This window comes from Oleiagrimonas sp. MCCC 1A03011, assembly GCF_003267965.1.
GTDB lineage: Bacteria > Pseudomonadota > Gammaproteobacteria > Xanthomonadales > Rhodanobacteraceae > Oleiagrimonas > Oleiagrimonas citrea.
In genome coordinates this window covers 39,225-53,128 of sequence record NZ_MSPY01000002.1, presented here as the reverse complement: position 1 = coordinate 53,128, position 13,904 = coordinate 39,225, and the positions used below count along the sequence as shown (strand labels likewise).

The 13,904-nt window shown below is 66.5% G+C and carries 8 protein-coding genes; 3 read left to right on the top strand and 5 right to left on the bottom strand.

What is annotated here, in order from left to right:
* Window positions 1-39 precede the first annotated feature (39 nt).
* The 4 genes from BTJ49_RS03820 to BTJ49_RS03805 all read right to left on the bottom strand — a co-directional run bounded on the left by BTJ49_RS03820 (window position 40) and on the right by BTJ49_RS03805 (window position 10,255).
* Window positions 40-2,277 (bottom strand): NADP-dependent isocitrate dehydrogenase, encoded by a 2,238-nt coding sequence (locus BTJ49_RS03820; RefSeq protein ID WP_113064072.1) that lies wholly within the window; start codon window positions 2,275-2,277, stop codon window positions 40-42.
* Window positions 2,278-2,586: 309 nt separating this feature from the next.
* Window positions 2,587-5,709 carry an efflux RND transporter permease subunit gene (locus BTJ49_RS03815; RefSeq protein WP_113064523.1) on the bottom strand — a complete coding sequence of 1,041 codons (3,123 nt, stop codon included), beginning with the start codon at window positions 5,707-5,709 and terminating at the stop codon, window positions 2,587-2,589.
* Between the two features lie 16 nt (window positions 5,710-5,725).
* Window positions 5,726-8,956 carry an efflux RND transporter permease subunit gene (locus tag BTJ49_RS03810; protein ID WP_113064071.1) on the bottom strand — a complete coding sequence of 1,077 codons (3,231 nt, stop codon included), beginning with the start codon at window positions 8,954-8,956 and terminating at the stop codon, window positions 5,726-5,728.
* Window positions 8,957-9,016: 60 nt separating this feature from the next.
* Complete coding sequence (locus tag BTJ49_RS03805) at window positions 9,017-10,255, bottom strand: efflux RND transporter periplasmic adaptor subunit (RefSeq protein ID WP_113064070.1); 1,239 nt, start codon at window positions 10,253-10,255, stop codon at window positions 9,017-9,019.
* A 394-nt stretch (window positions 10,256-10,649) separates the two neighbouring features.
* Between BTJ49_RS03805 and BTJ49_RS03800 the strand changes: the two genes are divergently transcribed.
* From BTJ49_RS03800 to zapE, 3 genes are all read left to right on the top strand, one after another.
* Window positions 10,650-11,132 (top strand): c-type cytochrome, encoded by a 483-nt coding sequence (locus tag BTJ49_RS03800; protein WP_113064522.1) that lies wholly within the window; start codon window positions 10,650-10,652, stop codon window positions 11,130-11,132.
* 230 nt (window positions 11,133-11,362) lie between these two features.
* Window positions 11,363-12,049, top strand: coding sequence for an alpha/beta hydrolase (locus BTJ49_RS03795; RefSeq protein WP_113064069.1), 687 nt, complete (start codon window positions 11,363-11,365; stop codon window positions 12,047-12,049).
* Window positions 12,042-13,193 carry a cell division protein ZapE gene (zapE, locus tag BTJ49_RS03790; RefSeq protein ID WP_113064068.1) on the top strand — a complete coding sequence of 384 codons (1,152 nt, stop codon included), beginning with the start codon at window positions 12,042-12,044 and terminating at the stop codon, window positions 13,191-13,193. The genes BTJ49_RS03795 and zapE overlap by 8 nt, the downstream gene beginning before the upstream one ends.
* Window positions 13,194-13,200: 7 nt before the next feature.
* Here zapE and BTJ49_RS03785 read toward each other — a convergent pair whose 3' ends face one another.
* The gene (locus tag BTJ49_RS03785) at window positions 13,201-13,872 is read right to left on the bottom strand and encodes a cupin domain-containing protein (protein ID WP_113064067.1); all 672 of its coding nucleotides are present in this window, start codon (window positions 13,870-13,872) and stop codon (window positions 13,201-13,203) included.
* Window positions 13,873-13,904: the final 32 nt, after the last annotated feature.

The following is a 13,904-nucleotide window of genomic DNA, read 5'->3' as shown; positions in this document are numbered from 1 at the left end:
CCATGATGGATCAACGGTCCCGGTCAGACCGGACGTCGATCACACCGATTGCGACAACTTCGCCAGCGCGGCGTTGAAGGTCTTGCTCGGACGCATGGCCTGACCGACGCGGTCGAGATCCGCGTGGTAGTAGCCGTGCATGTCCACCGGCTGACCCTGCACCGCGTTCAGCTCGTCGACAATGGCCTGCTCGTTCGCCGCCAGCATCTCGGCCAGCGCGCCGAACACCTGCTTCATCTCGGCGTCGTCGTCCTGCGCGGCCAGGGCCTGCGCCCAGTACATCGCCAGGTAGAAATGGCTGCCGCGGTTGTCCAGCTCGCCGACCTTGCGCGAAGGCGAACGGTTGGCATCCAGGAACTGGCCGGTGGCCTTGTCCAGCGCATCGGCCAGCAGCTTGGCGCGAGCGTTGTCGTAGGTCTTGCCCAGGTGCTCCAGCGAGGCCGCCAGGGCCAGGAATTCGCCCAGCGAATCCCAGCGCAGGTGGTTCTCCTCGACGAACTGCTGCACGTGCTTGGGCGCGCTGCCGCCAGCGCCGGTCTCGAACAGGCCGCCGCCGGCCATCAACGGCACGATCGACAGCATCTTGGCGCTGGTGCCCAGCTCCATGATCGGGAACAGGTCGGTGAGGTAGTCGCGCAGCACGTTGCCGGTCACCGAAATGGTGTCCTTGCCTTCGCGAATGCGCGCCAGCGAATGCTTCGTGGCCTCGACCGGCGACAGAATCTGGATGTCCAGACCGTCGGTGTCGTGGTCTTTCAGGTAGGTCTCGACCTTGGCGATCAGCTGCGCGTCGTGGGCGCGGTGCTTGTCGAGCCAGAACACCGCCGGCGTGTCGCTGTCGCGGGCGCGGGTGACGGCCAGCTTGACCCAGTCGCGCACCGGCGCGTCCTTGACCTGGCACATACGCCAGATGTCGCCGGCCTCGACGGCGTGCTCGAAGACGACGTTGCCGTCGGCGTCGGTCACCTTCACGGTGCCGTCGGCCGGGATCTGGAACGTCTTGTCGTGCGAGCCGTATTCCTCGGCCTTCTGCGCCATCAGGCCGACATTGGGCACGCTGCCCATGGTCGCCGGATCGAACGCGCCGTGCGCCTTGCAGTCATCGATCGTGGCCTGATACACGCCGGCGTAGCAACGATCGGGAATGATCGCCTTGGCGTCCTGACGCTCGCCCTGCGCGTTCCACATCTTGCCGGAGTCGCGGATCATCGCCGGCATCGAGGCGTCGATGATGACGTCGCTGGGCACATGCAGGTTGGTGATGCCTTTGTCCGAGTTGACCATCGCCAGCGGCGGACGCTCGGCGTACAGCGCGTCGATGTCGGCCTTGATCGCGTTCTGCTGGTCTTCCGGCAGCGATTCGATGCGCGCGTACAAGTCGCCGATGCCGTTGTTGGCGCTGAAGCCGATCTGCTGGAGCGCGTCGGCGTGCTTGTCCAGCACCGCCTTGTAGAACTCGCCCACCACGACGCCGAAGATGATCGGATCGGAGACCTTCATCATGGTCGCCTTCAGATGCACCGAGAACAGCACGCCGGACGCCTTGGCGTCGGCGATCTGCGCGTCGATGAAGGCCGCCAGCTGCTTGCGGCTCATCACTGAGCCGTCGACGATCTCGCCTTCCAGCACCGGCACCGATTCCTTCAGCACCGTGGTGCTGCCGTCGGCGCCGTGCAGGGTGATCTTCAGCGCGCCGGCCTTGACCATCGTGGCGGACTTCTCGCTGCCGTAGAAATCGCCGTCGTCCATGTGCGCGACGTGGGTCTTGGAATCCTTGCTCCACGCGCCCATGCGGTGCGGATGCTTGCGTGCGTAGGCCTTGACCGACTTCGGTGCGCGGCGGTCGGAATTGCCCTCGCGCAGCACCGGATTCACCGCACTGCCCTTGACCTTGTCGTAGCGCGCGCGGATCGCCTTCTCCTCGTCGGTCTTCGGCTCGTCCGGGTAGTCCGGCAGCGCGTAGCCCTGGCTCTGCAGCTCCTTCACCGCCGCCTTGATCTGCGGCACCGAGGCGCTGATGTTGGGCAACTTGATGATGTTGGCTTCCGGCGTCTTGGCCAGCTCACCCAGCTCGGTCAGGTCGTCGGACACCTTGTGCTCGTCCTTCAGCATGTCCGGGAACTGTGCCAGGATGCGTCCGGCCAGCGAGATGTCGCGCGTCTCCAGCGCCACACCGGCGGTATCGGTGAAGGCGTCGATGATCGGCAGCAGCGACTGCGTGGCCAGGAACGGAGCTTCGTCGGTCAGCGTGTAGATGATCTTCGGGGTCTTGGACATGAGTGCTCGGGCTCTCTTGCGAATTCAGGGGGCGGCGCGACCCGGCGCGTAGCGCGGAACGGCGCGAATGCGCATAGGGACATGCGGGCGGATGCGGGCGTTGCAAGCATTCGACGCGACGCACGCCAATGCCCATTGTCGCGGTTTCGCGCGGGCGGGGCAAAGCGCCCAGCCATGGCGTCTTCTGCACGAGGCCGCGAACGAGCGCATGGCGAAGCACGCACGACTACCATGCAAGACACCACATGGGCACGCCTGCGCAGGGTTCGGACTCCATGCCGCAGATCGACTGCGGATCAACAAGCGCCTTCAGGCCATGCGCAGCCGCCGTTGCCGACGACGTTCGCGTCGCCGCGCGCGGAAGCCCTTCCAGCGCTCGGACAGGCATGTGAAGACGAGATAGATGGCCGGCGTACTGAGCAGGGTCAGGCTCTGCGAAATGAGCAGGCCACCGATCACGGCCACGCCCAGCGGACGCCGCAGTTCGGCGCCCGCGCCGAGGCCGATCGCCAGCGGCAGAGCCGCGAGGATCGCCACCATGGTGGTCATCATGATCGGTCGGAAACGCACGATGCAGGCCTCGAAGATGGCGTCGCGCGGCGACATACCCTGCTCGCGCTGCGCGACCAGGGCGAAGTCGATCATCATGATTGCGTTCTTCTTCACCAGCCCGATCAGCAGCACCAGCGCCATCATCGCCACGATCGACAGCTCCATGTGCGCCAGCAACAGCGCCGCCAGCGCGCCGGTGCCCGCCGAGGGAATGGTCGACACGATGGTGATCGGATGGATCAGGCTCTCGTAAAGCATGCCCAGCACGATGTAGACCGCGAGAATCGCGCCCAGCAGCAGCACCGGCATGCTGGCGGCGCTTTCCTGCAGACGGCGGAAGCCGCTGCCCAGATTCAGCTGGATGTCGCCCGGCAGACGCATGTCGCGAATGGTCTTGCGCACGGCCGCCATGCCCTCGCCCATACCCACGCCCGGCGCGAGATTGAAGCTGAGGTCCATGGTGGTGAACTGGTCTTCGTGCGTGATCTGGGTCGGTGCCAGCCCCGGCTCCTGCCGCGCCACAGCGGAAATCGGGATCATCGTGCCGTTGGTCGTGGTGACGTAGACGTGATCGAGCGCCGCTGGCGTGGCGGTTTGACTGGGCAGGGCATTGACCACGACCTGGTACTCGCTGGTATCCGAGTAGATCGTCGACACCTGCCGCTGGCCGAAGGCGTTGTACAGCGCATCATCCACCGCCGCCGGCGTGACGCCGAGGCGGCTGGCCGTGGCGCGGTCGATGACGATGTTCTGGCGCAGACCGGATTCGTCCACGTCCGAACCGACGTCGCGGAAGATCGGATTCTTCTTCAATTCGTCGACCAGCTTCGGCAGCCAGACCTGCAGCTGCTTCAGGTCGTTGCCCTTCAGGCCGACGCTGTACTGCGCGCCCTGACTGGTACCGCCGCCTCCGCCGCTCCACAGGTCCTGGTGCGCGCGCATGCGCACTTCCAGATCCGGGAATTTGGATGCCTTGGCGCTGAGCCGCGCCACCACCCGCTGGGTCGAAACGCGCCGCCCCTTGCCCAGTGGCTTGAGCTGGATGCTGAATCGGCCACTGCTGCCGTGCCGCCCGCTGCCCAGATTGGCGCCGACGTACTCCACCGCGGGATCGGCCAGGAACATCTGTGTGATGCGTTTCTGGCGCGCCTTCATGTCGGCGAAGGACAGCGTGGCGCCGCCGCTGGCGCGGGCCCAGATCAGGCCGGTGTCCTGCGGCGGGAACAGGCCGGCGTGGATGCGGCCGAACAGGAACACGGTGACGAAGATCAGGATCAGCGGTGACAGCGACATCAGCAACGGATGCCGCAACGCCCAGCGCAGCGAGCCGCGGTAGACGTTGAGCATGCCGTCGTGGAAACGCTCCAGCACATGGCCGACGCGAGTGGTCTTGGCCGCCGCCGTCGGACGCAGGAACACCGCGCACAGCGACGGCGTCAGCGTCAGCGACACCACCGCCGAGACCAGAATCGCGGCGACCAACGTGACGGTGAACTCGTTGAAGAACAGCCCGATGAAGCCGGGCGCGAACATCAGCGGAATGAACACCGCGACCAGCGAGGCGGTGATCGAGACGATGGTGAAGCCGATCTCGCGTGCGCCCTTCAGCGCCGCCTCGCGCGGCGGCATGCCCGCATCGACGTGCCGGATGACGTTCTCGATCATGACGATGGCGTCGTCGACCACGAAAGCGATGGCGATGACCAGCGCCAGCAGCGACAGGTTGTCCAGCGTGAAATGCAGCAGATACATGGCGATGAACGCGCCGGCCAGCGACATCGGCATGGCGATGGCGGCGATCACTGTCGGCGCCAGGCGGCGCAGGAACAGCGCCATGGTCAGCACCACCATGCCGAGACTGATCAGCAGGGTCAGCTGCACCTCGCGCACCGAATCGCGGATGGTCGGCGTGCCGTCGTAGTACGGCGTCATCTTCGTGCCCGGCGGCAGCAGCGTGCGCACGCCCGGCAGTGCGGCCTTGATGCTGTCGACGGTGTCGATGATGTTGGCGTCCGGACGCTTGAACAAGTCCAGCTCGATGGCCGGTTTGCCGTTGAACCAGGCCGCCTGGAAGCTGTCTTCGGCCCCCTGGTAGACGTGCGCCACATCTTTCAGGCGCACCGGCGTGCCGTTGCGCACGGCGATGATGAGGTTGGCGAAATCCTCGGCATTGTGCAGCTGGTCGTTGGCGGTCACCGCCATGGTGCTGTGGCCGTCGTCGAGGAAGCCCAGCGGCGAGGTCACGTTGGCCGCGGTCAGCGCGTTGCGCAGTTCATTGGACGACAGACCCATCGCGTTCAGCGCGCGCAGGTTCACGTCCACACGCACGGCCGGCTGCGCGCTGCCGGACACGTCGACGTTGGACACGCCCGGAAGCTGGCTCAGACGCGGTGCAAGCAGCGTGCTGGCGCGGTCGTAGAGTTCCGACAGCGGCTCGGTGTCAGAGGTCAGCGCGATCTGCAGCACCGGATCGTCGTTGGGATTGGCCTTGCGATAGACCGGCGGCGAAGTCAGGCCCGAGGGCAGATCCGGCTGCGCCGCGTTGATCGCCGCCTGCACCTGCTGCGCAGCCTGGTCCAGGTTCACCCCGCCCTGGAAGAACAGGATGACGAACATGCTGCCTTCGGAACTGCGCGAGCGCATGCGCTCGACGCCCGGCACCTGGCCGAGGTGGCGCTCCAGCGGGGCCGCCACCGTCGTGGCCATGGTCGAGGCGTCCGCGCCGGGTTGGCTGGCGGTGACGAAGATCGCCGGGAAGTTCACCTGCGGCAGCGCGCTGATCGACAGCAGGCGGTAGCAGACGATGCCGGCGATCAGCACGCCCAGCGCCAACAGCGAGGTGCCGATGGGGCGGCGAATGAAGGGCGCGGAGATGTTCATGTTCGATCGCCGCCGGTCACGCCGCTCCCTGCCGCTCGGCCAGACGCAGCGCATGACGCTCGCGACGCGCGGCCAGCCAATCGGCGAAACGCTCCATGTACAGATAGATCACCGGCGTGGTGTACAGCGTCACCAGCTGCGACAGCAGCAGGCCGCCGACGATCGACACGCCCAGCGGCTGACGCAGCTCGGAACCGATGCCGGTGCCGAAGGCCAGCGGCAGCGCGCCGAACAGGGCCGCGAAGGTGGTCATCATGATCGGCCGGAAACGCAGCAGACAGGCGCGTCGGATGGCGTCGTGCGCGTTCATGCCGGTGCGCTTCGCCTCGATGGCGAAGTCGATCATCATGATCGCGTTCTTCTTCACGATGCCGATCAGCAGGATGATGCCGACGATGCCGTCCACCGACAGGCTCATGCCGAAAATCATCAATGCCAGCAGCGCGCCGACGCCCGCCGGCGGCAGCGTGGAGATGATCGTCAGCGGATGGATGTAGCTCTCGTAGAGCACGCCCAGCACGATGTAGATCACCACGATGGCCGCCAGCAGCAGCAGGACCTCATCGCCGACCGAGGACGAGAACTCAGCCGCCTTGCCGATGAACTGCGCCTGCACCGACGCCGGCGCGTTGAGCTGATTCTCGGCCTTGTGGATGGCGTCCACGGCCTCGGACAACGAGTAGCCCGGAGCCAGATTGAACGAGATGGTCACCGCCGGCAGCTGGTTCTGATGGCTGATGATGAGCGGCGCGTTGTTGACCTTCGCGCTGACCAGACTGGCCAGCGGCACGTTGCCGCCACTGCCCAGCGGAATGCCGGTGTTGGACTGGCCGATACCGGTCGCCGTCGACGAGTTGGCCGACCTCACCATGCCGTAGCTGGTCGCGTTGGAACCGGTCAGCGCACCGCTGCCGTTGCTGCGCACGGTGAGCTTGTTCAGCAGGTCGGCGCTGTTGCGGAACTGCGGTGCCACCTCCAGCACCACGCGGTACTGGTTGAGCTGGGTGAAGATGGTGGAGATCTGGCGCTGGCCGTAGGCGTCGTACAGCGTGTCGTCGATGGTCTGCACCGGCACGCCGAGACGGCTGGCCTTCTCGCGATCGATGGTCAGGTGCAGCGCGCGGCCCTTGTCGGCCAGGTTGTTGTCGACATCGGCCAGCTGCGGCAGCTGGCGCATGGCGTCGGTCATCTTCGCCGCGTAGGTGGCCAGCTCGTCGCTGTTCACGTCCGACATCGCGTACTGGTACTCGGTAGCGGCCACGCGCGTGTCGAGGGTGATGTCCTGCACCGGCTTCAGGTACAGCGCCACGCCGGGAATATTGGCCACGTCCTTCTGCAGCTGCGCGACCACGCTCTGCAGGTCGCCGCGCTCACCACGCGGCTTCAGCACGATACTGAGCTGGCCCTGGTTCAGCGTCGGATTCACCGAGCCGGCGCCGATGAAGGCGGCCACGCCGGACACGGCCGGATCTTTGCGCAGCGCGTCGGCAACCGCGCGCGTGCGCTGCTCCATCGCCTTGAAGGCGATGTTGTCGTCGGCCTGCACCACGCCGGTGATCATGCCGGTGTCCTGCTCCGGCAGCAGGCCCTTGGGGATGGCCATGTACAGGCCGACCGTGACCAGGACAGACAATCCGAACACCAGCATGGTCAGTCGCTGATGGGCCAGCACCCAGTCCAGGCTGCGCTCGTACAGGCCCACAGTGCGCGACCACAGGGTGCGCTTGCCGGCCTTGGCCGCGCGCTCGTGCGCGTCGTCGCCCTCCGGCAATGCGTCGGCCTTCAGCAGGTAGGCGCACATCATCGGCGTCAGCGTCAGCGAAACCAGCATCGAGATCGCCACCGCCGCCGTCAGCACCCAGGCGAATTCATGGAACAGGCGACCGGTGACGCCGGGCATCAGCAGCAGCGGCAGGAACACCGCGATCAGCGAGACGGTCAGCGACAGCACCGTGAAACCGATCTCGCGCGCGCCGAGCTCGGCGGCCTCGGGACCATCCTTGCCCTGCTCGATGTAGCGCACGATGTTCTCGATCATCACGATCGCATCGTCGACCACGAAACCGGTGGCCACGGTCAGCGCCATCAGCGACAGGTTGTCCAGCGACAGACCGGTGAACGACATCACCGCGAACGTGCCCAGCAGTGACAGCGGCACCGCCACCGACGGAATCACCGTCGCCCACAGTCGTCGCAGGAACACGAAGATCACCGCGACTACCAACAGAACGGTGAGGATCAACGTGAACTGCACATCGCGCACCGAGGCGCGGATGGTCACCGTGCGGTCGGCGAACACGCCCAGATGCACGCCGTCGGGCAGCACGCTGCGCAGCTGCGGAATCATCCGGTGGATGCGCTCGACCGTACCGATGATGTTGGCGCCGGGCTGGCGACGGATGTCCAGCAGCACCGCCGGCTTGCCGTTCGCCCAGGCCGCCAGCTGGTCGTTCTCGACGCCGTCGATCACCTTGGCCACGTCGCGCAGATGCACCGGCGCGCCGTCCTTGTAGCTGATGATGACGTCGCCGTATTCCTTGGCGCTGGACAGCTGATCGTTGGTGCCGATGGAATAGGTCTGGGTAGCGCCGTTGAGGGTGCCCTTGGCGGCGTTGACATTGGCGCGGGTCAGCGCGCTGCGCACGTCCTCCATGGTCAGGCCGAGATTGCCCAGCTGCGCCGGATTGACCTGCACGCGCACCGCCGGCTTGACGTTGCCGGCAATCGACACCAGACCGACGCCGGATACCTGCGACAGCTTCTGCGCGATGATCGAGTCGGCGTAGTTGTTGACCTCGCGCAGCGGCAGGCTGTCGGAGGTCATCACCAGAGTCATGATCGGCGCGTCGGCCGGATTCACGCGGTTGTAGACCGGCTGGTACGGCAATCCGCCCGGCAGCCTCGCGGCGCGCAGCGCGGACTGCACGTCCTGCGCGGCGACGTCGATGTCGCGCTTCATGTTGAACTGCAGCACGATGGTCGACAGCCCCGCGGAGCTGTCCGAACTCATCATGTCGATGCCGGAGATCTGGCCCAGCTGGCGCTCCAGCGGCGTGGTCACCAGGGTGGCCACGGTCTGCGCGCTGGCGCCCGGATACTGCGTCGTCACCACCAGCGTCGGCGCGTCGATTTCCGGCAGCGCCGACACCGGCAGGGCGCGGTAGCCGAGGATGCCTAGCAGCAGCACCGCCGCCATCAGCAGCGAAGTGGCGATCGGACGGCGAATGAAGATGCTAGAGAAGCCCACGCTATGCGATTCCTGCGATTGGGGACGAAATCCTGTCCATGAACGTTCTGCGCGACCGGATCAGCGCCGGCGCCGCCCGCTGTCCTGCGCCGCCTTCTTGATTTCCTCGGCGGTTGGCGCCTTGGGCACTTCGCCCGGCTTGTAGGCCTTGACCTTGCGTCCCGGCTTGAGGCGGAACTGGCCCTCGGTGACCACACGCTCGCCCAGCTTCAGTCCGCTGCCGATCAGCGACTCGGTGTCACTGGCCTCGCCCGAAACCTGGACCGAACGCATCTGCACGGTGTCGTCCTTGCCGACCACATATACGTAGTCGCCGTCCGGGCCGCGCTGCACCGCCTGCGTCGGCACCACCAGGCCGTTGTCGACCGTGTTCACCTGCATGCGCACATTGACGAACTGGCCCGGCCACAACTCGTTGTGGGCGTTGGCGAACTCGGCCTTCAACTGGAAGGTGCCGGTGCTGGTGTCGATCTGGTTGTTGATGACCTTCAGCTTGCCGCCATCGGCCACGACATGGCTGTCGACGCGATCGAGCGCGGTGACCGGCAGACTGCCCTGCGCCGCCTGCGCGCGGCGCACGCGATCCAGGTCCTGCTCGGGCAGGGTGAAGAGCACGTTGATCGGATGCACCTGGGTCAGCACCACGATGGTGTCGCTGGTCGACAGCACATTGCCCGGGTCGGCCTGGCGGATGCCGGCCAGGCCATCGATCGGCGAGGTGACGTCGGTGTAGTCCAGATTGATCTTGGCGTCGCGGATGCTGGCGTTGTCACCGGCCACCGCCGCCTCGAGCTGATGCACGGTGTTGCGCTGCGTATCCAGATCCTGGCGCGAAATGAAGCCCTTCTTGATCAGGTCCTCGCTGCGCTTGAGATTGCCTCGCGCGGTCGCCAGCTGGGCCCGGTCCTGATTCCGCCGGGACACGGCCTGATCGTAGGTGGACTGGTAGGTGCGCGGGTCGATCTTGGCGATCACCTGCCCCTTCTTCACCGGGTGACCTTCATCGAACGTCAGCTTCAGCAGCTGGCCGCCCACCTGCGGGCGCACGCTGACGGTGTTCAGTGCCTGCACCGTGCCCAGCGCGGTCAGGTAGACCGGCACATTCTTCTTGGTCACCGGCACCACGGTGACCGGCACCGGGGCGTTGTCACCATTCTGACCGTCTGCCTTGGCCGCCGTCGGCGCACCATTCTTGCCGTCCGCTGCGACGTTCTTCGCACGGTGTTGGCACATGCTCAGACCGAGCAGGGCAAGAACGATGACGACAATGACGATCAGCGCGATTTTCCAACGCGACATGGAATTGCTCCGTTTATGAAATGCCCAGCGCGCTTCGATCCGCGCCCTGCATGAGTCCGTCCGCCACGACACGTCGCCGGACCGTTCCCCGCTCCCGCGGAAATGGTGTCGACGCGCACTGCAAAGCGGCCTTCTTGCCCATCTTTGCGCGTAGCATAGAAGGTCCTAAACGTTCTGTAACACTGCCAGTTGACACAGACGCGACATGACTGATGGCACAAGCCATCGGCGAATCGCTTCCGGATGCGCTTTTTCCACCCCGCCCGGCCCGCTATACTCGCAACCTTTGCATGCGCTGAGCCGGCAGCTCTCCGGCCGTATTCAACACAATGAGGAACGACGAGTGAGCGGTCCTATCAGCAAATCCGACCAGAGTTTTCTGCGTCAGTTCTCCATGGTCATCTTCTTCCTGGTGCTGGTTGCGCTGGTCCTGATCTTCCTGGCCTGGCACATCTATAGCGATGCGCCGAAGGATGACGTTCCGGGCGCACGCCAGGTGACCGAGCAGCGTATCGCGCCGGTCGGCGGCGTCTACGCCGGCAAGTCCGGTTTCGCCGCCATGCAGGCCGCGCAGGCCGCTGCCGCCAAGGCCGCCGCCGCACAGGTCGCCTACGGCGGCACCACCGACGGCAAGACCATCTACGGTCACCTGTGCCACAGCTGCCACACCGCCGGCGTCGCCGGCGCGCCGAAGCTGGGCGACAAGGCCAACTGGGCGCCGCGCATCGCCCAGGGCATCGACACCCTCATCAAGCATGCCGAAGAGGGCTACACCGGCCCGGACGGCAACCACATGCCGGCCCGCGGCGGCAATCCGTCGCTGTCCGACGCACAGGTCGCCGCCACCGTGAAGTGGATGGTCAGCCAGTCCAAATAATCTTCGCGGGCGCGCATCGCGCCTGCCCGTGGACTTGAAATGCCGCCTTCGGGCGGCATTTTCGTATGCGGACCCGCTCCACCGCAGCGTGCAGCGGCTTTGCACAACATGACTGGCGACCCTTGCCGCTCTCCGGGAACCCGGTTATTAATCAAATTCAATCAGACACTTGTGGAATCGCGCTCCGCCCACCTCACGCACGCGGGCAACGGCGCGGTTATGATGTTGCGATGACCGAAACCACCCTATCCCCCGCACCCGAGACGTTTCCGGACGCGGCGTGCAGCTTCGCGCTGCGCGGTCCCGTCGGCCGGCTCGAAGTGGCCGTCGACCTGCCGGAAAGCAGTGCGCGCCGCGGTGTGGCCATTATCTGCCACCCGCATCCGCAGCACGGCGGCACCATGCACAACAAGGTCGTGACCATGCTCGAGCGCAGCCTGCGCGAATCGGGTCTGGCCACCGTGCGCTTCAACTTCCGTGGCGTCGGCGCGTCGGAGGGCGAGTACGACGAAGGCATCGGCGAGGGCGACGACCTGGCCGCCGTGGTCGACTGGGTGCGCAGCCGCCGCACCGACGATGCAATCTGGCTGGCCGGCTTCTCCTTCGGCAGCTACGTGGCGCTGCGCAATGCCGCGCGCCTGGGCGCCGACGCACTGATCACCGTGGCGCCACCGGTCGGGCGCTGGGACTTCGAAGGCTTCGAGATGCCCGCCTGCCCCTGGCTCATCGTCCAGGGCGAAGAAGACGAGGTGGTCGATCCGGACGCCGTGTTCGACTGGGCGGAAAAGTTGAAGCCCGCGCCCAACCTGGTACGCATGCCCGAAACCAGCCACTTCTTCCACCGCCGTCTGATGGACCTGCGCGGCGCGATCAAGAACGGCGTGCGCAGCTGGCTGCCGAGCGAGCGCGATGCCTGAGTTCGATCCGGCGCCGCACGCAGACGCCGACCACGCGATCCGTCCCAGCCAACGCTACCGCGAAGGCGTGGCCGCGCATCGCTGGGAGAGCGATCCGTCCCAGCAAGCCGCGCTGGTCGAGTTCGACCGGCTGCACGACGCACTCTGCGCACGCCCGCGTCCTGAACGCGGCGTACTCGGCCGCCTGCGCTCGCTGCTGAACAACGATGTGCCGGACGCGCCCGACGGCCTGTACCTGTGGGGCCGTGTCGGCCGTGGCAAGACCTTTCTGATGGACCTGTTCGTCGCCGGCCTGCCGCAGGGCGTGGCGTTGCGACGACATTTCCATCGTTTCATGCGCGAAGTCCACGAGGCCCTGCGCGAGCACGAAAAGCGCCAGCAGAGCGACCCGCTGCAGCAGATCGCCGCCGACCTCGCCGCGCGTGCCCGCGTGCTGTGCCTGGACGAGTTCATCGTCGACGACATCGGCGACGCGATGATCCTCGGCGGCCTGCTACGCGGCCTGTTCGCGCGTGGCGTGGCGCTGGTCACCACCTCCAACACCGCGCCGGCGAACCTCTACGCCGACGGTCTGCAGCGCGCGCGCTTCGTGCCCGCCATCCGCCAGATCGAGCAGCACTGCCGGGTGCTGGAGATGACCTCGGGCCACGACTGGCGCCTGCGCGCGCTGGAACAGGCGCCGATTTATCAGACGCCGCCCGGTCCCGAGGCCAGTCACGTGCTGCAACGGATCTTCGCCGATTACGCCGAGGGCGACGTCGACGAGGGCGGCGAACTGCGCATCAACGACCGCCCGATCGCCGTGCAGCGTCGCGCCGACAACATCGCCTGGTTCGACTTCGACGCGCTGTGCGACGGCCCGCGCGGCAACGACGACTACATCGAACTGGCGCGGCGCTTCCCCGCCGTGGTCATCGGCAACGTGCCGATCTTCGGCCTGTACAACAACGATCCGGCGCGGCGCTTCATCCATCTGGTCGACGAGTTCTACGACCGCCACGTGAAGCTGGTGCTGTCGGCCGCCGCACCGATCATCGACCTGTACGAGGGCGACCGCCTGCGCGCCGAATTCGGACGCACCGAATCGCGCCTGATCGAGATGCAGAGCCAGGACTATCTGGCGCTGCCGCATCGCCCCGACTGACGCGCGCTCAACGCAGGTGACCGGCCTTCACGAAGACCGTGCAGCCCTTGTCGCTGGACACCGACTGCCGCGAGCCGCGCGGAAGCCGCAGCCAGGTGCCGGCCGGATAGGTGCCATCGTCGTCCCGCAGTGCGCCGCCCAGCACTAGCAGTTCGCAGCCGCCCGCATGTCGGCGCAGCGGCACGCGCGTGCCGGACGCCAGCCGTACAAGCGCAGCGCGCTCACCATGGAAACCGCCCAGCGGCATGATCTCCAGTCCGCGCACGGCACTCGCGCACCAAGGGCGTTCGGCAGTGTCAACGACGACCCGCTCGGATTCCAGCGGGTGCATGTGCCGCAGCTTGACGAAGATCGTGCAGCCTTCGTCGGTGCGCGGCGCGTGGCTGGAACCTGGCGGATTGCGCAGGTACGTGCCGGGCGGATAGTCGCCGAACTCGTCGCCGAAGGTGCCCTCCAGCACCAAAATCTCCTCGCCGCGCGGATGCGTGTGCGAGGGAAAGCGTGAATCGGGCGCGTAGCGCACCAGCGAGGTGGCGCGCGCGGCCTCGGCGCCATCGCGCTCGATCAGGCGCCGCTCGACGCCGGCCGCGGGCGAAGGCGTCCACGGCAGCGCGAACGCGTCCACGCAGGCGCGCAGATCGAGATCGGCGTGCAGTTTCAGGGGCGCGGTGACGGTCATGGCTCCACTATCGACGCGGGCGCGACGCCGAT